This is a genomic window from Acinetobacter sp. S4400-12, from assembly GCF_024129495.1.
Lineage (GTDB): Bacteria > Pseudomonadota > Gammaproteobacteria > Pseudomonadales > Moraxellaceae > Acinetobacter > Acinetobacter lwoffii_C.
Genome location: NZ_JAMXYB010000028.1, coordinates 14696 through 35116, shown reverse-complemented (window position 1 = coordinate 35116; position 20421 = coordinate 14696). Strand labels below are relative to the sequence as shown.

The window sequence follows — 20421 nt, the reverse complement described above, 5'->3', positions numbered from 1 at the left end:
GTGTGGGGTTACCCATGTGAGAGTAAGTCATCGCCAGCTCATTATTCAAAATCCCCCTGCTAATCAGCAGGGGGATTTCTTTTTTATAAAATGAAAAAAATAAGAAGGAGAATATGCTAATCAAGTGAACTAATTGTAATGGCATCGGTGCAAACCGCTGCTGAATTGACAAGATACAATATTGTTTGAGAATCTTTAAAACGCATTAAAAAATGAGATTAATATCAATATTAGCGCATGTGAAAAGAAATGGTCTACATCAGTAGGTGGCGAAGTGATCGTGATCAACTATGCTTTAATGATTCGGACTCAGCTATCCATCAAGTGGCTTTAGACTATTTAAGTATTCTAGACTACTATGTTGATAATTGTAAATTATTGAAATTAAATTGAATTTTGATTTTTTTGTGTGGGTTTGAGCAATTTAAAAGATTACTCTGATGAGTTGAGAGTACCTGTGCGAGAGCAATTTATACAGCTTGTATCTTTGAAGTAACTTAGTGCTGCAGATAATTTGGAGTTACTTGCAGCACAGCGCTGGCTAGATCGCTGGATTGTACATACAAAATGTTTAGTGCGTGTGTTGAATTAAAATAGCTGAACTATTATTGTGAAGCTAGCTGCCTTCGGGCATGCTTTAGAGCAGTCCGCAGACCTTCAACAATCGTTGGATGGTAATAAGGCTTATCTAGTAAATCATCAACAGTAAGCGCTTCATCTACCATCCACGCCAGTAAATGTGCTAAATGTTCAGCTTCATGGCAAAACAATTCTGCACCGAGTACTTTACGCGAGCTTTTATCAACATAAATCTCGGCAGCTCCCTGATTTTTTGCGTTTATAATGGCGCGTCCCTGTTTTCTAAAATCAATAGATCCTGTCACAAACTCAATGTTGTGATCTTTTAACTGTTTATAGTTTTGCCCCAGCATTGCCATTTCAGGTGAACAGAAAACAATGCCTAAAGGTGTTAATGTTTTGACCTCTTGATCAGGATTTGCCCTTAGGCAGTGTTTGGCAGCATGTTTGCCCTCATGAGCCGCTTCATGCTGAATGGGGGTGGAAGTGTATGCATCGCCGACAATATAAATCGGTAAATCAGACAATTGCTTGGTTTTGCTGTCTACAGGCAAGTTTTTTAAGTCTTTAAAATCGGGATGAATATTTTCAAGTTTTAATGTGTTCAGGAGTGTTTTACGACCTGTTGCAGCCATTACACAGTCCACTATTAAGGTTTGATTTCTACCATTTTCCATATAGCTTAGTTCAACCCCATTTTCAGTGTTTTGATAATCACTTGGCAAAGTTTCAAAATGTAGGTTTAACTCTTTGCTTAACTCCTCCTGTGCGAGCTTTTGCAAAGCAGGGCTGCTGAGTGCACCAATTCTTCGGCTGCGTGCAAAAATATGGGTATTTACCCCTAAACGGTGCATAGCTTGAGCAAGCTCGACGGCAATGACACCGCTGCCAATCACGGCTAAGGATTTTGGCAGTTTTTCCAGTTCAAAGACCTCATCTGTCGTGATAAGCCGCTTGCCCAGTTTTTCTTTCAATTCCTGATCGATGCTTGGCGTTGTTCCTACAGCGAGAATAAAGCTTTTTGCCTGATAAGATTGATTGTTGACTTGAACTGTATTGGCATCAATGAATTCGGCGAGGCCTGAAATTTTATGTTCAGTTTTCCATGAGTCGACATCTTTTAAGGTTGCACGGGTAAAACGGTCACGTAATTGCTGTACATGCGGCATCACCTGGGAGGTGTCTATTTTAACTTGTGCAGTTAACCCTAAACCTCCATGTTGTTGCATTTCATGCATGCGGTTTGCAGATAAAATCAGAACTTTACTTGGCATACATCCAACACGGGCACAAGTGGTGTCCCATGGGCCATCATTGATGATCAGGATATTTTGAGTATATTTTATGGCTTCTTTATAGGCTGAAATTCCGGCAGTTCCAGCGCCAATGATGATGAGGTCGTACATAATATAATCTTTAGTTTTAAACATATAAAACTAATATATAAAAGAAAGCCTTCATTAGAAGGCTTTCTTTCAAATACTTACATATTAATATTTGACAGAAGCTGGTCGACTTAAGGTTGTGGTAATGGAGCCATTATTATTTATAGACTGTCCTTCAAAAGTAATATCATTAAAAATATGTTTAAATTTAAGGGCAGTCCCATTTAGAGCTTTTTTAAATGTGAAAATATTTGTACCTTCTAAATAAATACTTCCTGTAAAGCTTTGTGAATTTGAACTCGGTGCCTCATTTTCTATACGTGTACCGGAAATTGTAGAGATACTTGGAATATCTAATATTTGAACCAAATTAGATTTAATGCGATAAGTCGCTAGTGAAGATGAATCACCAGGTACTGAATTAATTGTGAATGAAACAGGTTCTACTTCTGGAGTATTAGGATTGTCATTGGTCAGAACATCAAATGAAGAGTTATTTTGCAGTACATATAATTCCCCATCTGTGGATGTTGGATCTCTATAAATACTCAAGGCACCTTTAGTTTCGGTTGTTTGATCTTCATAAGTTAATGTGACCTGATAATTGCTATCAGCTTCATTCATTGAAACAATTCTTAATTGGTCTGTTTGTGTCAAACCCCAACTTTGTTTGTATGGATAACCAAATACCCCCGTAACCCAGACGTCATTATACTTTTTGTCAGTATTACGATTATCAAAAATGATAATCATAGTTTTCCCTGTAAAGGCATCGATTTGTTCTTGAGAGAGTTTCATTCCTGAAACTTCATCATCGTTAACATCAAAATCCCAATTAATATATTTTTGAGGATTAATGCTATTTAGCGCAGTTTTGATTTGTTCATCACCAAATAGGATATAGCATCCTGTGTTGGTATATGTACCTGAATCCATGCATTTTTCTCTGTAAAAAAATGCAGTTTTATCTTTGTCGAATAGTTTTTTGGCATCAAGTGCGATTTGTAGAGGACCTTGAGCAAAAGTATCCATTGCATGATCAATATAACCTTTTCGTGTAGTTGCATCCTCTGGATCATAGTTGCCAAATAGGTATTGACCTTCACGTTTTAAAATATTTAATTGTGCTTGAGCTGCTTCAATAGGCGCTGTTGCAGAGCCATCACTATTATTATCCTTATCAGAATTATCAGGACTATTATTAAAATAGCCATCACCTCCACAAGCTGTTAGGAAAGTAGCTAAAGCCAGTGCAAGTGTTCCTTGTAAGAATTTCATGGATTACCCCAATAAATTGTTATTTATGTATAGAAAAAGTTATCTTGCGTAAAGATACCATACATAAAAAATGGCGCAAATAGCGCCATATGTTTATTTATTAGTTTATAGGGTTGTTCCCACACTAACTCCTACAGTGGGCTTCAGGTTCATCGAACTACAGCCGACAAACGTCAAACTTAGGCATACGATCAGCAATAACTTATTCATGAATTAACCCCTGAGATTTTGCCTGATTAAAGAGTACTGCCGAACGTGTACCGCTACGGCACACCATTAAAATCGGTTTCGGCAGCTCATTATAATAGCGGGCAAACTCTTCAATATTGGCCTGGGAAATCTGTCCACTTACTACAGGCTGGTAGATCACACTTACCTGAGACCTTTCCGCAATTGAACGTAACTGGCTCACACTTACCTTATTTCCTGGCTCCTGATCGGGAAGATTAACAATCACCGATTTAAAACCATCTTTTAATAACTGTTCAAACTTAGCCGATGTCATCTGACCTGTTATGCTGACATTTGAGTTCAAAGCGCGACTTAAGTCACTGGCTGCAAAACTTAAAGAAGCGCAGCTCAAACTCATCAGCAGTAAAGCTTTGTACCAGAAGGACTTAGTCATCCAGCAAGTCCATCTGTTTTGCCAGTTGATATAAATTATTAGAACGATTACCTGTACGGCAGAACATCAAGATCGGTTTTGGCAGCTCATTATAATGATTGGCAAAAGTGCGTACATCAAGTTCGCTTATCTGGCCCGCGACCACAGGCTGAAATACATAATCCAGACCCGCCTTACGCGCTGCTTCCTCAATCTGGACACTGGAGGGCTGTTCAGGGCCGCCTTCCATGTCTGGACGATTGTTGATAATCGATTTAAAACCTTTTTCCGCCACCTGATCAATATGTTCAGGACCAATTTGACCTGCAAAGCCTACATTTTCGCTCATGATGTCACTCCATTATCGCATTTATCTTGATATGCTTTATGATAGCATTAAGCTGAAAATATGATGTCTAGTTCTGAAAACTTTATAAACGATTACAACTATAAAATAACGCAATGGAGCGCGTATGTACGCTTATACAGTCGAACCACTGTATGTCAAAAGCGGTCAGGAAGTGATTGCTGCAGATTTCTATCGTCCTCAACAGATCGACAAGCCCGCTGTCATCCTCATGGCTCACGGTCTGGCGGCTTTACGCCACTTTAAACTGATCCAATACGCACAGCGTTTTGCCAAAGCCGGTTATGCGGTGGTACTCTTTGATTATCGCTATTGGGGAGGAAGTACGGGTCGTCCACGTGAGCTGGTATCAATCCGGGCTCAACTTGATGATTGGCATACGATGATTAACCATTTACACACACGTAAATCTATTGATGCCAAACGTATTGTGTTGTGGGGAACTGCGCTAAGTGGCGGGCATGTATTAACCCTTGCAGCAGAGTTAAAAAATATTCAGGCGGTGATGGTCCAGGTACCTTTTGTGGATGGAGCCGAAAGTGCCAAACTTTATCCCTTACAGCAAATGCCCAAAGCCCTGAAAATTTCCAGTCAGGATTATATGGGAGCAAAGGTCGGCATGGCACCCAGAACTTTACCTGTGGTTGACCGGCAGGGACTGTGTTTTCTACCGACCCCGGACAGTTATGAGGGCTATCTCTCCATTGTAAATCCGGATCATTATTGGAGTGGCTATATTCCGGCACGGGCGTTCTTTAAGCTAATCCGTTATCGTCCTATTCTGGATGTGCGTAAGATCGCGGTGCCTGCGCTTTTTATTGCGGCTCAGCAAGATAGTCTGATACCGATTGAGTCCAGTAGGGAAACAGCGACCAATATTGCTCCTTTTGTACAATATCATGAGTGGAATATGCGACATTTTGATATTTATCATGGAGAATGGTTTGAAAAAGCGATTTCGACCCAATTAGAATTCTTACATCAACATATTGGAGTGCGTTAGATGATCATTGTATGCTCAGAATGTCAGGCCAAAAACCGTGTGCCTGAAGAGAAGCTGAGGGAGAATCCTGCCTGTGGTCAATGTCATCAGGCGCTGGTTCCCTTGGCCCCGATTGAACTGAATGAACAGAATTTCAGTCTGTTTGTCACCCATAGTGACCTGCCGATTCTGATTGACTTATGGGCAGACTGGTGTGGTCCTTGCAAAATGATGGCACCGCATTTTGCCAATGTTGCCCAGCAATATCCTAATGTTGTGTTTGCCAAAATCGATACCGAAGCCAATCTACGTTTAAGTGCTGCATTTAATGTGCGGAGTATTCCGACGCTGGTGTTGATGAATAAAACGGATGAAATTGCTAGAATAAGCGGTGCATTACGCTCAAGCGAGCTACAAAAATGGCTTGATCAGCAGTTAAATGCCTCATCCTAATTCACAAGCCTGGAGTTCAAGTGTCAGATTCTCATATTAAACCAGAGGGAATTCTTTCCCTGCAGACCATTGCAATGCCTGCGGATACCAACTGGAGTGGAGATGTATTTGGTGGCTGGATTGTTTCACAAATGGACTTAGCTGGTGCGATTCATGCCGAACGTTTTAGTAAAGGTCGTTGTGCTACTATTTCAATCAACCAGATGACCTTCTTGGTTCCAGTAAAAGTGGGTGATGTGATTAGCTGTTATACCCAGATTTTAAAGGTGGGTAATACCTCTATCCAGATGGAAATTGAGGTATGGGATAGTCACGATGATTCGCGTCCACCTGTACGGGTGACAGAAGGGGTATTTACCTTTGTCGCAGTGGATGTCAAAGGCAATAAACGCCTGATTCCGGAAGAAGCAAAACAGAAGTTTTTAGAATCTCGACAAAACTGAATAGAAAATAAAAAATCCCAGCCCATTGTCTGGGATTTTTTTGGTTTTATGATGAAATCAGGCTTTCTTCAGCTGGCTCTTGGCCACCCAGGCCCAAAGCATTTCACATTGAATCGGTTCCTCACCAGACTCATCGGTGATGATGACCTGAACCAGCGTTTCCCCTCTGTCTGAACTCTGCATCAATTGCTGCTGTTCAGCAGTTAGGGTAGCCACTGCGGTCATGGCGCCTTTGCTGGGCCGCTTATAATCCACTTTTAGGCTTTTGATGAGCACGATGGCACTATCCGGAACGTTCATCGCCGTGACAAAACCAGTCGCAGTTTCTGCCAGCAAGGCCATGGCACAGGCATGCAGCTGACCAATATGGTTCTGCATGGCTTTATGATTGGCGATGCTCACGACCACCTTGGACGCACTGATGTGCTGATAGCGGATTTTGGCCGACCCCACCATGGGCACCATCCGGCCAAAAGTTTTACTCAGTAAGGTGGTCCGAATACCTTGAGGTAGTCTTGATGTGGCTTGAACCAGTTTCGTCAGTCGATTGCGATGTGCCATAATTTCCTCAGCCAGACAGGACGCTGTCTTAATCCTTAAAGTTGTTGAACTGTAAAGGCAAACCGAATTGCTGTTCCTTCAGGAATGCCATCACTTGTTGCAAGGTATCGCGTTTCTTGTCGGTCACACGAATCTTGTCACCCTGAATTGAAGATTGCACTTTAATGCCACTTTCTTTAATGGCTTTATTAATTTTTTTCGCAGTATCAGAGTCAAGACCATCTTTAAGCTTGATGACCTGAATCACATTTTTACCAGAAGCTGTCATTTTTTGCGGATCAAGCGCCTGAATGTCGACTTTACGCTTATAGAAGTGGTTTTCCAGCATGGTATACACTTGCTCACATTGGAAATCACTTTCAGTGATAATTTTGATTTCCTTGTTCTTTTCATTCAGTTCAATTGAAACCTCCTGTCCACGGAAATCAAAACGTGTTCCGATTTCTTTTTGAGTGTTTTGAACTGCATGATTTACTTCAAAAATTTCTAATTCTGAAACAATATCGAAAGAAGGCATGGTTTAGACCTTTACAAATGGAAAGAATATCTGAGATGCTAGGGATGTTTTCTTCATTTGCCAAGTGTTGTTTATATCAAAGGAGTGCGCAATGATCCGTAAACAAGAAATTACAACATTTGAGTTCCCAGAAAATGCCGTAATCTGGGATGTACGCGATGCAAGTGCTTATGCTGAAGCACACGTGAAAGGGGCAGTTAATCAGCCCATTAACGATCTTTCAGCAGACAGCCTGACTCAGGTGTCGGCGGATCAACCAATTTATATTTTATGTGGCGGTGGAAGCAAAGCACCACGTGCAGCTGAGAAGTTAGAAGCTTTCGACAATTCACGTGAATATGTCATTCTGATGGGGGGAACCCGTGCTGCTCGTGAAGCAGGTATGCCCTTAGAACAGAGTGCATGATTGACTTTGTCAAAAAAGCGCCGTCAGGCGCTTTTTTAATGGGGGTAATATTTTCCCTCTCCTTTTAGAAAGGAGCAGGGAGAGGTGAAATATCTTCACAATAAAATAAAACCCTCCCCCTCGCCCTGTCCCATAGGGAGAGAGAATCCCCTTAAAACAGGATTCTATATTTGCGGCTTGAAATACGGTTTTTTGGCTTTCACTTTTTTCTGAAAACGCGCCACGCTGAGTTTTTTGACGAGATCCGACGGAACAGGACACGCCTCTCCAAGGATCTGGGCTGCCAGAATTTCACTGCATAATGGCGCAAACAGAAAACCCTTGGAACCCAGTCCCGCGAAACTGTAAATTTCTTCTCCGGTATGCATTTGACCCAGTAGCGGAAAATAATCCTGACTTTGTGCCCGTACCGAGGCACGGCCTTGCCAGGTCTCAGCGGCTGGCAGTGATTGGGCATATTCGGGGAAGACACTGTGGATAAGTTCATAGTTATGCACATGATCTTCTGTCAGTACGTCTGTGTCTTCGCGATTTGGATGAAAAGAAGCTCCAAGCAGCAGTTGTTCATGATTCAGCTGCATACAGTAGCCGCCATAACTATAGGCGGTTTTTAGGTTTAAGGGCTGGTTCTGGTTATTTACCCAGCTGACCTGGCCTCGAATCGGTTTGAGTACCGGATAATCTGTGAAGAACTGCTGGCTTTCTCGCGCCGTACAGACAATTACATGATCAAACTCCCCGAGGAACTGCTGATCTGTAAACAGCTGAGTGTTGGTGGCTGTTTCAATGCGGCTGATTTTGGCCTGTGCATAATGAATATTAGGATGTTGCAGAATTTCCTCCTGTAGCTGGTGCGGCGAAACAGCACCAGCTGCCAGAAGTTTTAAACTAGGATATTCGCTGTGTAGCTCTTGAGATTCCACCGCGTGCAGGGCCAGAATGCCTGCTGGATATTCATCTGCCAAACTGAGCAGTTGCTCAGGCTTTTTCAAAGCCAGCTGGCTGACCTGAATCGGGCGAAAAGCTTTAAAGCTCTGATAATGATTGAGGGCATATTGCCATGCCAGCGTCATCAGGTGTGCGCTGCTTTGTTCAATTGGACCGAGTTTGGGGTTTAGTAAGGCCAGAGGATTGCCTGATCCTCCTGCAAGCGGCGCTGACTGGTCGTAAATTGAGACTTGATGACCGCGCTGAGCGAATGCCCATGCCGCACTCAAGCCTGCAATTCCGGCGCCAATTACGGCAATCTGGCGGGGCTGGGTATTTAACTCAGGTTTTGATTCAGTTTTTTTTTGAGCAATATCCGATTCTGACGGACTGTCATTCTTTTCAGCAGGTTTCCAGATGGCTTTTAGCATTTCACGTTTATGGCCAAAGCCGCGGGGACGGGAAATAGAAATACCGTGATTTTTTAAGCCGCGCTTTAATACGCCTGCCACACTAAAAGATGCAAAGGTGGTTCCTGTCTCTGATAGGCGCACAATATGCTTTAAAACGTTTTCTTCCCACATATCCGGATTGCAGGAGGGCGCAAAACCATCCAGAAACCAGGCATTTACCGGCGCGGTTTTTTCGATGACAGGAAAGACTTCATGTGCATCTCCCAGCCAAAGATCCAGACTAAACCGCTCCTCAGGAAAGCTCAGGCGATGACAGCCCGCCAGAGGCATCGGATATTGGGCAATTAGTTGATCCGCCAGTGGTTTGAGTTCAGGCCAGACATGTAAAGCCCGGATCAGATCCGGTTTGGACAGAGGGAATTTCTCGACTGAAATGGCATGCAGATGACTCTGATTATCAGGTCGAAGCTGTTGCCAGAGCTGCCACAGTGCCAGAATATTGAGACCTGTACCAAATCCTGTTTCGCCTACACAAAAATATTCAAAAGCTTTGAGTTCTGTCAGGCGAGTGGTGAGGTCATTGCCATTTAAAAACACATGCCGCGTTTCTAATAAGCCATTATCTTTAGAAAAATACACATCACCAAACTGCTTGGAGACAGGCACATCAATGCCATCGACCAGTTGCCAATCCAGATCGGCGGTTTGAATTGCATGAGACAAAACGGGCACAACCTTTACTATGTCAAAGAGAGTGGTAGCTTACCATTGCCGGCGACGTTTGGTATAAACATAGCTGGCAATCAGGAAGCCCAGTAGTACGCCGACAGCCAGCGTTGCAGCACCATACAGGAACATCTGGGCACTACGTTCGCTTTGTAAGACCTGAACCTGAACACCAAGATTATCGTTCTTTAACTGTAATTCCTGATTCTGGGCCAAGGCTTCAAGATTGGCTTCTTCCAGCTGTTGCAAACGGGTGGCCTGATCTTTGACCAAGGCTTTGACCCTGGCTTCTTGCTGAACCTTATTGCGGGCAATTTCCTCTGCAGTTAAAGGCCTGTTTTCAGCGGCTGGACTGGTCTGGGCAGAAGTGGCTACAGCCGGGAGAATTACAGGCTTTGCAGTGGACTGGGTTTGGACCGCTGTCTCTGGCGCTGCTACTGTCTGATGGTCCTGAATGGCGGGTGCAGGTAAAACCTCAACCGCCCACACCGGAGCAATCATAAAATATAGGCCAAGCATACTGGCAGTAACAACACGCATGAACCTTATCCTTGAGGAAATGCTTTATTAAATGGCTTGACGTCAATGTGTGCGTAGACCCCTTCTTTCAGGAAAGGCTCATCCTGTAACCAGGCATCCAGTGCTTCACGATTATCGAAGTCGACAATAATGGTACTGCCATAAAAGCCCGCTTGAGGATTGGCCGGGTCTTTAGGCATGGCACCTGCCACAATCAGACGGCCTTCGTCATCGAGTTTTTGTAAACGGGCAAGGTGCTGGGGACGAATTGCGAGGCGTTTTTCAACTGTACCTTCTTGATCGGTGCAGCTCACAACAAATAACGGCATGCTGGCTCTCTTGGTTTGTAGTTGGACTTATTCAGCGGTTTTAAAGTATTTACGCAATACAATAAACTGAATAATGATAAAGGAAAACATCACGATCATGTCACCAAATGCGGTAAATTCACCCCAATATTTTCCATCCATCCATACATAGGCGAAAAAGGTATGCAAAAATGACATCAAGACAAACATCCCTACCCAGGCATAGTTGAGCTTGACCCAGCCTTTATCCGTTAAATTGAAGACAGGACCAAACAGGCGCTGGATTAATGGCTTTTTATCTTTACTAAACCATGGCGACAAGAAAAACACCCCGGCAAAGACCAGATTCAGCAAAACGGCTTTTAGCCGGATATAGAAATCATCGCTCAGGATCAGGGTAATGCCCCCAAAAATCACCGTCATAAACAGTACAATCCATTGCTGCTTGTCCAGACGGAATTTCTGCATGACGAATAAGGCACCGTAGACGACCAGCATAGAGATGATCAGGCCTGTGGTCGCAACAAGAATATTATTATTGTCGACACCTCCAGCAGAACCGATCAGTTGTAGCAGTTGATGGTCAGTGTCTTTTGGATCTACAGTTTTATATAAATAAAAGAAAATAATGAGTGGCACAAAGTCTAAAAGTGCTTTCATGTTAGAGTATCTAAATCTGATCAAATAAATGTCTATAGTATAGAGATGCACGGCGTAGATTTACATACACATAGTAATATTTCTGATGGGACTTTTAGTCCACAGCAATTGGTTGACGCTGCGGCGGGCAATTTCATCCATACTTTGGCCCTGACCGATCATGACACCATAGATGGTTTGACGCTGGCTCAAGAAGCCGCTAAAAATCATGAGATTAAGATTGTTTCTGGAGTTGAAATCTCCAGCCAGTGGTCACGTCCTGCAACCAAGAAAAATTATGGTGTGCATATTGTTGGGTTAAACATGCAGGATCTGGCCCCTTTACAAAAAGCGCTCAATCAACAAAAGAAAATCCGGGCTGAACGCTCTAAACAGATTTGCGATCTGCTGATTCCTTTAATTGGTCAGGATATTTATGCAGATGTGCTTGCCAAAGTGGACCAAGTTCCGGATCGGGTAACACGGACACATATTGCCAAAACGCTGGTAGAGAAGGGGATTGTGACCCGCCCGCAACAGGCCTTTGATAAATATATCAAGGAAGGCAAAAAAGCCTATGTCAAATTTGATGGCCTGAATCTTGAAGACACCATTCAGGTGATTCATGAAAGCGGCGGTTTTGCGGTGCTGGCACATCCGACCAAATATGATTTATCTGCGACCAATATCCGTTACCTGATCGAAATCTTTGCCAAGTTTGGTGGTGATGCCGTAGAGCTACCGCCCGCAATTGACCCAGCTTCAACCCGGCAGATGGTAGACCGAATGATTGCAGAGCATGGGCTCAAAGTATCAATAGGTAGTGATTTTCACGGTGACCATATGCCCTGGATTAAACTGGGGAATGTGCCGAGTTTAAAACCAGGGCAGGTCGGGATCTGGGAGAGTTTTGTTTAGTTATTGCCTCAATTTCTAGCTGCTCCGCGAGTCAGAGAGGGTGCAAGAGTAGAGAAAACACCAGGAAAGACATTAAAGCAAATTATGATCTTGAGCTTTAATTGGTGGTGGCGTCGGTTTACCCAAAGTTCCTAGCAGTTCAATTTCAATCGTACGCACCATAGAGTCCAAGGGCAGGTCATTACTCTGTGTGCCAAAAGGCTCCTCAATTTCTGAACTTAAGGCATCCAGACCTAAAAAGGTATAAGCCAGAATTCCCACCAGCAAGGGGGTCAGCAAGCCGAGGGTTGAACCCAGACTAAAGGGTAAAATAAAACAGAAAAAATAGACGGTACGGTTGAGCAGAACCGAATAGGCAAAAGGCAAAGGTGTCGTTGCAATCCGGTCACAGCCGGTTTGTACAATACTAAGCTCGGCCACATGATCATTCATCTGCATATAAATCACGTCAGAAATTTCACCTTCTTTGAGTGCCTGCATCAGCTCCCATTGAATCAGGCTCAGCGTATACTGCGGGGCATTGGCTTGCTGATACAGCTGGGTAATGGCCTGCTGGCTCATGCCACTGGTTTCAACCAGTTCGGTCGGGTTCGCTGTTTGGTGGCGCAGGCGATCTCGCAGGACATTGGCAAAAACAATCACATGCTGAATCACCCTTTCACGGCGGCCTTGCGACAGCATTCGGCAGTCGCGGTCAAAGTGCCGAGCGTTGGCAATCAGAATGCCCCAGAGTTTGCGTGCTTCCCACCAGCGGTCATAACAGGCCGAGTTTTTGAAACCAAGAAAAATAGAGAGCACGACCCCGATCACGGTAAAGCCGCTCAGCGGTAATTCTGGAAAATTAAGATAACCAATATGCGCCAATCCGCCGACAATGGCCGAGATCAGCATGACCACACCTAAAGGGGGCAGAACCTTCGGTAAAATTGTCCCCCGCCAGGAAAATAGCAGTTTAAACAGGCTGGGCTGGTCACGTACGATCATTTATTGGAATCATCACAGTTTTTTTCATGATCTTCGGAACTTGTGCCTGCTTTGTCAAGTGCTATTCAGGGTGTTCTTTCAGGTTTGATGAGGTGCTGCTCAGCAAAGGAGAAACAGCCCTCGAGTGCAATAATACAATGATCAATCAAATGAATGTCAACCAGTTGACAGGCCTGCTGAATCTGTCGGGTTAAGTCGAGATCTGCCTGAGACGGATAGGCTCTGCCCAAGGGATGATTATGAGCAATAACAATTGAGGTTGCCTGCTGGGTAATGGCATAGCGTAGCAGTTGATTAATGGAAATATCACATGCATTAATGGAGCCATAAAACAGTTTTTTAAAACTGATTTTTCTCAAGCCGGCATCCAGACACAGCACGGCAAATACCTCCTGGCTTTCTCCCAGCAATTCAAAACGTAAATAATCTCTTAGCCGTTTGGAGTTGCTGAGTTCGAGTGCATCCTGTTTAAGATGCTCAGCAATATAACGCCGTCCCAATTCCTTGACCGCTATTAGTTGGGTGTATTTGCTGATACCTATTCCATGAAACTGGCTGACCTCCTGTAAAGGGGCATCCAGCAGGGCGGTTAAATGCCCGAAATGCTGAATCAATACACGTGCCAGTTCGACCGCTGAATGCTGCTGTGAACCTGAACGGAGAAAAATAGCCAGCAGTTCAGCATCGGATAAACTTTCTGCCCCATATTGAATTAAACGTTCGCGTGGCCGTTCCTGTTCTGGCCAGTTTTTTATAGAAAATTGCATGATGATTAGACTTATTTATTATGAATTATTGGTTTTCCCCCAAGTGCATCTCTTGGGAATGTGATTATTTAATGCTATTGTGAGCCCCACTGCAACAGAAAGGAAAGCTGTTCGTGAGCTTTGATCTAAGTGTAATTTCTCATAAAAATATCATTTTAGCAGTCACTGGCGGTATTGCTGCCTATAAAAGTGCCATTCTGGTTCGCCGTCTGAAAGATGCCGGTTTTAATGTGCGGGTTGTCATGACCCGGGGGGCACAAGCTTTTATTACACCTTTAACTTTTCAGGCGTTGTCGGGCAATCCTGTGCATACTGAACTGCTGGATCCTGAAGCAGAAGCCGGCATGGGGCATATCGAGCTGGCCCGCTGGGCTGACCTGTTACTGGTTGCACCGGCCAGTTGCGACACTCTGGCAAAATTCGCTGCAGGTCTGGCTGATGACCTGTTGAGTACCTTATATCTGGCAACGAATGCCCCTGTTTGGGTGGCGCCTGCCATGAACCAGCAGATGTGGGCCGCCAAAGCGACGCAGCGTAATCTGGCGACGTTGATTGAGGATGGCGTGCATGTGATCATGCCGGATGCAGGCTCACAGGCCTGTGGGGATGTCGGCCTTGGCCGTATGCCGGAACCGGAAGAGCTGGCTCGACAGGTCACCGAATACTTTCACAAGGCCCAGCGTACAATTGCAGAAAAATTTGGCATGCTGGCCGGTAAACAGGTCACGATTACTGCTGGCCCGACACGTGAAGCGATTGATCCGGTACGTTATATTTCTAACCACAGTACCGGAAAAATGGGCTTTGCACTGGCCGCAGCCTGTTATGCAGCAGGAGCAAACGTGACCTTGATCGCAGGTCCTGTCAGCCTGGATACCCCGAATGGGGTTAAACGTAAAAATGTTTCCTCTGCGGTGCAAATGCTGAATGAGAGTATGCAGATGCTAGAGCAGGGCTGTGATATTTTTATTGCGACTGCAGCAGTGGCTGATTATCGTGTTGCGCAGGTGGCTGAGCATAAAATCAAAAAAGCCGGTGATGAGCTGAATGTCGCACTGGTGAAAAACCCGGATATTGTGGCTACGATTGCCCAGCAGGAAAAGCGCCCATTTATGGTCGGTTTTGCCGCAGAAACCCGTAATATTGAAGAATATGCCGCGGGGAAACTGGTTGCGAAAAAGCTGGATATGATTGCCTGTAATGATGTTTCACGCGCAGATATCGGTTTTGCTTCAGATGAAAATGCCATGACCGTGTTTTTTGCCGAGCACTATCATCTGGACAAGCGTGATCTGGACAAAGCTTCCAAACAGGAAATCGCACAACAGCTGGTAGAGGCGATTCATACTGCCTTACATCATAATCCTGCTGTAGAAGAAGATTTTTAATAGCATATTCATAGGATCGATTAACACTTCGTCTGCTAAACATCCCTGAGTTGATCAGGGATTTTTTATGTAAATTTTTAGCATAGGTTTAACTTTAAAAATGGCGTAATTTAAGTTAAATAGATTAACTATAACTTGAGGTTATAGACCAAGGATGGATATATCCGTGGCGCAGCAAAAGTATAGAATAGATCACAGAATAATCTGAAGATAAAAAGTGTGACACAGATAAAATGCAGTTGGAAGGAATCACAAAGAGGGCGATATGAAAAAAATCATGATGGGATTTATGATCGCCTGTCTGGCAGGATGCAGCTATTTTATATCGACTGAGGAACTGGCCCGAAATATTCAGGGACAAATGCAGCGTGAATTTAATGCCAATCCCGATTATCAGGATTATCATTTAAAAGTGCTGCAGGTGAAAATTGTCCAGCGTACCGGCAATGGCTTTCAGGCCATTTCACAGTTGAGCTATCAGGGGCATGAGTATCCGATCGAGGTGCAGATTGCCAAGGCTGGTGGAGGCTACAACTGGTCCATTGAAAAAGATGCTTTTACTTTTATTGATGAGATTGAGATTGAAAAATATCGTCAGCAACTGGATCAGGAACTGGCACAGCTCGCGGCGTCCCTAGAGCCTGTTAATGAAGCGACTACTCTTGAATCGGTGGCAAACTCTTATCCGGCGGTAGAACCGGTATTACATTCGGCCTCTGATAATGTAGAGCCGATTCCGGTAGGCAATATCACCGCTTATAGCCAATAGTTTGCTGGATGCTAAAAAAGCACCGGGGGTCGGTGCTTTGTATTTTTAGGCTTCGACCTGATGCGCTCGTACATAGTGTTCAGTACGCTGCATTGCTTCCTGAATATTCACCAGCGCCGTTTCTACATCTTTGAGGGTTTTGGCATTGCCGCCGCTTAATGCCTGACGCCATTTACGTGCACCTGGCAAGTTCTGGAACAAGCCTAGAATATGACGGCTAATAATCGATAAAGGTGCGCCTTCAGCCATACGCCGGGCAATATAAGGCAACATCTCTTGCATGATGTCAAAACGATCTGGCGCTTCCAGATTCCACAATTGGCCAAGTTCAGCCAGCAGATAAGGATTATGGTAGGCTTCGCGGCCAATCATGACCCCATCCACATGCTTGAGGTGTTCAAGTGTTTCGGCGTAGGTTTTAATGCCGCCATTGATTTCGATGGTGAGGTTCGGACGGTCCTGCTTCAGACGGTAGACATCTTCATAACGCAGCGGAGGCACTTCGCGGTTTTCTTTGGGAGAAAGTCCTTGTAACAAAGCAATCCGTGCATGCACAATAAAGTTGTTACAACCAGTTTTCGCCACGGTATCAACAAAATGCAGCATTTCTTCATAAGACTGCATATGATCAATACCAATGCGGTGTTTGACACTCACGGGCATCTCAACAGCATTACGCATTGCATCAATACATTCAGCCACCAGATCAGGCTCTGCCATTAAACAAGCACCAATTTTATTATTCTGTACCCGGTCACTTGGGCAGCCGACATTCAGGTTGACTTCGTTATAGCCCCAATCCTGTGCCATTTTGGTACAGGTGGCCAAATCTTTAGGGTTAGAGCCACCCAGTTGTAATATGATCGGATGTTCTTCCTGATTAAAATCCAGATGGCGTTTGCTATCTCCATGAATGATGGCACCTGTAGTGACCATTTCTGTGTATAGAATGACATTTGGATTAAACAGACGCGCAAAGAAACGGTAATCTTTGGTGGTCCAATCCATCATCGGGGCTACACTGATTCGTGGAGATGGAGTGTTTTCAATATTGGAGTGAATCGTCATTTAAACATCATGCCTTTAATCTATCTTTCGCAACTCGCACAAATCTGTGTAAAGCTATATTGATGAATGGGTCAGTCGCATTCCCAGTGAATTTTACACCATAATCAAAAAATAGTTCATGATGTAAATAAGAGAATCCATTACAGCACAAAACAGCAGCCAGGAAAGCCGGAGGATTCGGCTAATTAGCGCCATCGCGCAGGCTGGCTAATGGGGTGGCTGATGATGCAGCCAATGATCAAGTTGAAGGTGACGCTGATTTCTTCAATACTTGATTTGCGGATTAATCCAATCTTGCTGAATACAGTAAAACTGACGGTGATGAAAATGGCAAGGCGGTGCTAAAAATCGATCCTGATGATGCTACTGTACATGGCGGCATAGTACCTGATTGGGCAGATTTGTTAATCCTTGACAGTAAGTCTGCATCAGATTTACACAATTTAATTCATAGCCAGATTATTAGCGGTTAATGTTCAAACTCGACACTATTTGCAGTTAATTATCTAAAAGGAGCGTTGTGCTGAGGCAGGGCGTTCCTTTAGCTTTTTTGAAGCGATTGGTAAGGGGGCTTTTAGCTTGATCAAGCGGGATCACTGAATTTTAGTGAGAACTCATAGATCAGAAGACTATATAAAAAATATCTCAAGATGATGGAAATTCAGTAGATAAAATCCTGCATCATTTTCTACTTTAATTTACGAATCTTAGCGACTTTAAATAGAGCCTAAACGTCTTATCTCCAAAGTTTATGCGCCTGAATAAATGTCTATTTCACTCAACTTGGTTTGAGTCATGGATGCGGGTTAAGCATTCATATATAATTACGCCAATTTTAAGTTATTACTTCACGGTCTGGGCACGCATTATAAGTGTGTGCAAAACTGTGTACATATTGAAGATTCCCTATGTTTAAAGATCAACTCGCTAAAGAAGTCGCGGCCCGCAGAACCTTCGCGATTATTTCCCACCCCGATGCGGGTAAAACCACCATGACGGAAAAGCTGCTGTTATGGGGTAAGGCGATTCAAGTTGCCGGGATGGTAAAAAGCCGTAAGTCAGATCGCGGTGCAACGTCTGACTGGATGGAAATGGAAAAAGAACGCGGTATTTCCATTACCACTTCTGTGATGCAGTTCCCTTATAAAAATCATGTAATTAATCTGCTGGATACACCGGGACACGAAGATTTCTCGGAAGATACCTATCGTACCTTAACGGCAGTTGACTCGGCATTGATGGTAATTGATGGGGCAAAAGGAGTCGAAGAACGAACCATTAAATTGATGGAAGTGTGTCGTATGCGCGACACGCCAATCATTTCGTTCGTCAACAAAATGGACCGTGAAATCCGTGAACCCTTAGAGTTACTGGATGAAATTGAAAGCGTCCTGAAAATTCGCTGTGTGCCGATTACCTGGCCAATGGGCACAGGGCGTGATTTTGCCGGGGTGTATAACATCCTTGAAGATAAATTTTATGTTTACAAGGCCGGTTTTGGCTCGACCATTACCGATATTGAAATCCGTGATGGTTATGACCATGCCGATTTGCGTGAAAAAGTGGGTAAGCTTGCCTTTGCGGCCTTTGAAGAGTCCTTGGAGCTGGTGCAAATGGCCAATGATCCATTAGACCATGAGGAGTTTTTGGCTGGCCGACAAACCCCCGTGCTTTTTGGTACAGCATTGGGTAATTTCGCGGTAGACCATGTATTGAATACTTTTATTCAATGGGCACCGCCACCTAAGGCCCATCCTACCCATGAGCGAGTTGTAGAAGCGACTGAAGAAGGCTTTAGTGGATTTGTATTTAAAATTCAGGCCAATATGGACCCGAAACACCGTGACCGTATTGCCTTCATGCGGATCTGTTCAGGACGCTATGAAAAAGGCTTGAAAATGAATCACGTCCGTCTGGGTAAAGATGTACGGATCAGTGATGCATTGACCTTCTTGGCCGGGGAGCGTGAACAGCTGGAAGAGGCATGGCCTGGGGATATCATTGGTTTACACAACCATGGAACTATTCAGATCGGCGATACCTTTACTTCAGGTGAAAATTTACGCTTCACCGGTATTCCACATTTCGCACCTGAAATGTTCCGTCGTGTGCGTTTAAAAGATCCTTTGAAGTCGAAGCAGCTGCAAAAAGGTCTAAAAGAGCTTTCCGAAGAAGGGGCAACTCAGGTGTTTATGCCACAAATCAATAATGATTTGATTGTGGGCGCAGTCGGTGTCTTGCAGTTTGATGTAGTAGCTTATCGTCTGAAAGAAGAATATAAGGTGGACTGTGTGTATGAGCCGGTAAATATTAATACCGTACGTTGGGTTTCTTGCGATGATGAAAAGAAATTCAATGAATTCAAGAAAAAAGCCCATGATCAATTGTCCCTCGATGGCGGTGGACATTTAACTTATCTGGCACCTAGTCGGGTGAACTTGCAGTTGATACAAGAGCGTTATCCGGATATTCAGTTCAAGGCGACACGTGAACATTAAACGCAGCAAAAATAAAACAGCTTCTTTATGAAGCTGTTTTATTATGTAGAATCATTAAGATAAATGAGCTATTTGAGAAGAAAGAGTGATGGGCATACAGGGGAAAATAGGGGCTGCATCAATCATTACGATTGGTCTGATACTGAGTGCCTGTGATACTAAAAAACAACAATCCGATTCGCACGAACAGTTTGCAAAATCGGCTGCTGCGACCGAAAAAGCTGAGGTTTTACCGTACTTAAACATTCAGGAGCAAGACGCAAACATCGCTTTGCCTTTTTGCGAAACCCAGCATTGTATTAATCTGGCTATTCAAACCGTCCATACCGAAGATGCCTGGTTAAATCAATGGATTGCCAAAAGTCAGGCGAAGGTGATTCAGGACCAGATTGGGCTTAAACAGGATATGAGCTTACAGCAGGCTATCAATGCCTATGTAAAAAAATCGGATGCTTGGCAGGCTGAATTTTCCAGTAATAAAGCCTATGAGTTGTCGATGTATACCCGAATTGCCTATCAGCGTAATCAATATGTCCTGATGCAGTTGGGAGTAGATACAAAACAGGAAGGCGTGAGCATTAAAGAACGTTATTACTTCTTTGTGGCAGATCGTAAAAAACAGAAAACGGTCACTGTGCTGGATATTCTTGAACCCAAACAGCAAGTGGCTATGAATGACATTGTGCAACAAGCGTATCAAAAGTGGTTACAAGAGCAAAAGGCTGAAGTCAAACAGCAGGCACCCAAAAAATTGTATTGGGGACAGGCAGACTGGTTCTTTGATCAAGAGGGTATAGGTTTGCATTATCGTACCCATGAAACTGTACAAGATGGCAATCAGCTGGATATTTATTTAAGCAAAGAACAAACGCAACAGATATTGAAAGCTGAGGCTTATCAGCATATGTTTTAATCAGACGTC

At 43.9% G+C, this 20421-nt stretch carries 22 protein-coding genes; 9 read left to right on the top strand and 13 right to left on the bottom strand.

All coding sequences use genetic code 11. The annotated features are described in order from the left end of the window. Positions 1-605: 605 nt before the first annotated feature. The 4 genes from NI461_RS10870 to NI461_RS10855 form a co-directional block, all read right to left on the bottom strand. Positions 606-1985: a dihydrolipoyl dehydrogenase gene (locus NI461_RS10870; RefSeq protein WP_253157307.1), complete on the bottom strand. Its 1380-nt coding sequence runs from the start codon at positions 1983-1985 to the stop codon at positions 606-608. Positions 1986-2069: 84 nt separating this feature from the next. Next, a complete protein-coding gene (locus NI461_RS10865) occupies positions 2070-3242 on the bottom strand; it encodes a hypothetical protein (protein WP_253157305.1) in 1173 nt (390 codons plus the stop codon). Positions 3243-3444: 202 nt separating this feature from the next. After that, a complete protein-coding gene (locus tag NI461_RS10860; RefSeq protein WP_151205165.1) occupies positions 3445-3867 on the bottom strand; it encodes a sulfur transferase domain-containing protein in 423 nt (140 codons plus the stop codon). Beyond that, positions 3860-4195: a TIGR01244 family sulfur transferase gene (locus tag NI461_RS10855; RefSeq protein WP_253153219.1), complete on the bottom strand. Its 336-nt coding sequence runs from the start codon at positions 4193-4195 to the stop codon at positions 3860-3862. The genes NI461_RS10860 and NI461_RS10855 overlap by 8 nt, the downstream gene beginning before the upstream one ends. A gap of 124 nt (positions 4196-4319) precedes the next feature. On the opposite strand from NI461_RS10855, the gene NI461_RS10850 reads away from it, so the two are divergent. The 3 genes from NI461_RS10850 to NI461_RS10840 are packed head-to-tail and all read left to right on the top strand — an operon-like array spanning position 4320 to position 6091. Beyond that, positions 4320-5216, top strand: a complete 897-nt coding sequence (locus NI461_RS10850) for an alpha/beta hydrolase (RefSeq protein ID WP_253157303.1) — start codon at positions 4320-4322, stop codon at positions 5214-5216. Beyond that, positions 5217-5648, top strand: a complete 432-nt coding sequence (gene trxC, locus NI461_RS10845; protein WP_253157301.1) for a thioredoxin TrxC — start codon at positions 5217-5219, stop codon at positions 5646-5648. Between the two features lie 20 nt (positions 5649-5668). After that, positions 5669-6091, top strand: a complete 423-nt coding sequence (locus NI461_RS10840; protein WP_151205169.1) for an acyl-CoA thioesterase — start codon at positions 5669-5671, stop codon at positions 6089-6091. Between the two features lie 57 nt (positions 6092-6148). On the opposite strand, the gene NI461_RS10835 is transcribed toward NI461_RS10840, so the two are convergent. Beyond that, complete coding sequence (locus tag NI461_RS10835; protein ID WP_253157299.1) at positions 6149-6652, bottom strand: DUF4442 domain-containing protein; 504 nt, start codon at positions 6650-6652, stop codon at positions 6149-6151. A gap of 28 nt (positions 6653-6680) precedes the next feature. After that, on the bottom strand, positions 6681-7169 hold the full coding sequence (locus NI461_RS10830) for a YajQ family cyclic di-GMP-binding protein (RefSeq protein WP_174659307.1): 489 nt from the start codon (positions 7167-7169) through the stop codon (positions 6681-6683). A 91-nt stretch (positions 7170-7260) separates the two neighbouring features. Between NI461_RS10830 and NI461_RS10825 the strand changes: the two genes are divergently transcribed. Beyond that, a complete protein-coding gene (locus NI461_RS10825) occupies positions 7261-7575 on the top strand; it encodes a rhodanese-like domain-containing protein (protein ID WP_151205172.1) in 315 nt (104 codons plus the stop codon). Positions 7576-7739: 164 nt separating this feature from the next. Here NI461_RS10825 and mnmC read toward each other — a convergent pair whose 3' ends face one another. The 4 genes from mnmC to NI461_RS10805 are packed head-to-tail and all read right to left on the bottom strand — an operon-like array spanning position 7740 to position 11128. Beyond that, entirely contained in the window at positions 7740-9638 is a 1899-nt protein-coding gene (gene mnmC, locus NI461_RS10820; RefSeq protein WP_253157297.1) for an FAD-dependent 5-carboxymethylaminomethyl-2-thiouridine(34) oxidoreductase MnmC, read from the bottom strand. Between the two features lie 39 nt (positions 9639-9677). Next, positions 9678-10181 (bottom strand): hypothetical protein, encoded by a 504-nt coding sequence (locus tag NI461_RS10815; RefSeq protein WP_151205174.1) that lies wholly within the window; start codon positions 10179-10181, stop codon positions 9678-9680. A 5-nt stretch (positions 10182-10186) separates the two neighbouring features. Further along, a complete protein-coding gene (locus NI461_RS10810; RefSeq protein ID WP_151205175.1) occupies positions 10187-10489 on the bottom strand; it encodes a YciI family protein in 303 nt (100 codons plus the stop codon). Positions 10490-10516: 27 nt separating this feature from the next. Further along, the gene (locus NI461_RS10805) at positions 10517-11128 is read right to left on the bottom strand and encodes an inner membrane-spanning protein YciB (RefSeq protein WP_253157295.1); all 612 of its coding nucleotides are present in this window, start codon (positions 11126-11128) and stop codon (positions 10517-10519) included. Positions 11129-11173: 45 nt separating this feature from the next. On the opposite strand from NI461_RS10805, the gene NI461_RS10800 reads away from it, so the two are divergent. Next, a complete protein-coding gene (locus NI461_RS10800; protein ID WP_151205177.1) occupies positions 11174-12025 on the top strand; it encodes a PHP domain-containing protein in 852 nt (283 codons plus the stop codon). Between the two features lie 72 nt (positions 12026-12097). Here the strand turns inward: NI461_RS10800 and NI461_RS10795 are convergent, their stop codons facing one another. Together NI461_RS10795 and radC are read right to left on the bottom strand one after the other, a co-directional pair. Continuing rightward, positions 12098-13009, bottom strand: coding sequence for a bestrophin family protein (locus NI461_RS10795; RefSeq protein WP_151207261.1), 912 nt, complete (start codon positions 13007-13009; stop codon positions 12098-12100). A gap of 65 nt (positions 13010-13074) precedes the next feature. Next, positions 13075-13776, bottom strand: coding sequence for a DNA repair protein RadC (gene radC / locus NI461_RS10790; protein WP_151205671.1), 702 nt, complete (start codon positions 13774-13776; stop codon positions 13075-13077). Between the two features lie 113 nt (positions 13777-13889). Between radC and coaBC the strand changes: the two genes are divergently transcribed. Together coaBC and NI461_RS10780 are read left to right on the top strand one after the other, a co-directional pair. Then, positions 13890-15164 (top strand): bifunctional phosphopantothenoylcysteine decarboxylase/phosphopantothenate--cysteine ligase CoaBC, encoded by a 1275-nt coding sequence (gene coaBC / locus NI461_RS10785; protein WP_253153229.1) that lies wholly within the window; start codon positions 13890-13892, stop codon positions 15162-15164. Between the two features lie 265 nt (positions 15165-15429). After that, on the top strand, positions 15430-15933 hold the full coding sequence (locus NI461_RS10780) for a hypothetical protein (protein ID WP_174659312.1): 504 nt from the start codon (positions 15430-15432) through the stop codon (positions 15931-15933). 45 nt (positions 15934-15978) lie between these two features. On the opposite strand, the gene dusA is transcribed toward NI461_RS10780, so the two are convergent. After that, on the bottom strand, positions 15979-16983 hold the full coding sequence (gene dusA, locus NI461_RS10775) for a tRNA dihydrouridine(20/20a) synthase DusA (RefSeq protein ID WP_253153234.1): 1005 nt from the start codon (positions 16981-16983) through the stop codon (positions 15979-15981). Between the two features lie 926 nt (positions 16984-17909). Between dusA and NI461_RS10770 the strand changes: the two genes are divergently transcribed. Together NI461_RS10770 and NI461_RS10765 are read left to right on the top strand one after the other, a co-directional pair. Then, on the top strand, positions 17910-19499 hold the full coding sequence (locus NI461_RS10770; protein ID WP_253157293.1) for a peptide chain release factor 3: 1590 nt from the start codon (positions 17910-17912) through the stop codon (positions 19497-19499). Between the two features lie 88 nt (positions 19500-19587). Next, positions 19588-20412, top strand: coding sequence for a hypothetical protein (locus tag NI461_RS10765; RefSeq protein WP_151204336.1), 825 nt, complete (start codon positions 19588-19590; stop codon positions 20410-20412). Positions 20413-20421: the final 9 nt, after the last annotated feature.

Excerpts from the sequence above, each read along its gene's own strand:
- NI461_RS10870 (WP_253157307.1), bottom strand. The coding sequence starts at position 1,985 with ATGTACGACCTCATCATCATTGGCGCTGGAACTGCCGGAATTTCAGCC.
- radC (WP_151205671.1), bottom strand. The coding sequence starts at position 13,776 with ATGCAATTTTCTATAAAAAACTGGCCAGAACAGGAACGGCCACGCGAA.
- NI461_RS10780 (WP_174659312.1), top strand. The coding sequence starts at position 15,430 with ATGAAAAAAATCATGATGGGATTTATGATCGCCTGTCTGGCAGGATGC.
- NI461_RS10865 (WP_253157305.1), bottom strand. The coding sequence starts at position 3,242 with ATGAAATTCTTACAAGGAACACTTGCACTGGCTTTAGCTACTTTCCTA.
- NI461_RS10860 (WP_151205165.1), bottom strand. The coding sequence starts at position 3,867 with ATGACTAAGTCCTTCTGGTACAAAGCTTTACTGCTGATGAGTTTGAGC.
- NI461_RS10850 (WP_253157303.1), top strand. The coding sequence starts at position 4,320 with ATGTACGCTTATACAGTCGAACCACTGTATGTCAAAAGCGGTCAGGAA.
- NI461_RS10800 (WP_151205177.1), top strand. The coding sequence starts at position 11,174 with ATGCACGGCGTAGATTTACATACACATAGTAATATTTCTGATGGGACT.
- NI461_RS10805 (WP_253157295.1), bottom strand. The coding sequence starts at position 11,128 with ATGAAAGCACTTTTAGACTTTGTGCCACTCATTATTTTCTTTTATTTA.
- NI461_RS10815 (WP_151205174.1), bottom strand. The coding sequence starts at position 10,181 with ATGCGTGTTGTTACTGCCAGTATGCTTGGCCTATATTTTATGATTGCT.
- NI461_RS10810 (WP_151205175.1), bottom strand. The coding sequence starts at position 10,489 with ATGCCGTTATTTGTTGTGAGCTGCACCGATCAAGAAGGTACAGTTGAA.
- NI461_RS10770 (WP_253157293.1), top strand. The coding sequence starts at position 17,910 with ATGTTTAAAGATCAACTCGCTAAAGAAGTCGCGGCCCGCAGAACCTTC.
- NI461_RS10830 (WP_174659307.1), bottom strand. The coding sequence starts at position 7,169 with ATGCCTTCTTTCGATATTGTTTCAGAATTAGAAATTTTTGAAGTAAAT.
- NI461_RS10855 (WP_253153219.1), bottom strand. The coding sequence starts at position 4,195 with ATGAGCGAAAATGTAGGCTTTGCAGGTCAAATTGGTCCTGAACATATT.
- NI461_RS10835 (WP_253157299.1), bottom strand. The coding sequence starts at position 6,652 with ATGGCACATCGCAATCGACTGACGAAACTGGTTCAAGCCACATCAAGA.
- trxC (WP_253157301.1), top strand. The coding sequence starts at position 5,217 with ATGATCATTGTATGCTCAGAATGTCAGGCCAAAAACCGTGTGCCTGAA.
- NI461_RS10825 (WP_151205172.1), top strand. The coding sequence starts at position 7,261 with ATGATCCGTAAACAAGAAATTACAACATTTGAGTTCCCAGAAAATGCC.
- NI461_RS10765 (WP_151204336.1), top strand. The coding sequence starts at position 19,588 with ATGGGCATACAGGGGAAAATAGGGGCTGCATCAATCATTACGATTGGT.
- NI461_RS10795 (WP_151207261.1), bottom strand. The coding sequence starts at position 13,009 with ATGATCGTACGTGACCAGCCCAGCCTGTTTAAACTGCTATTTTCCTGG.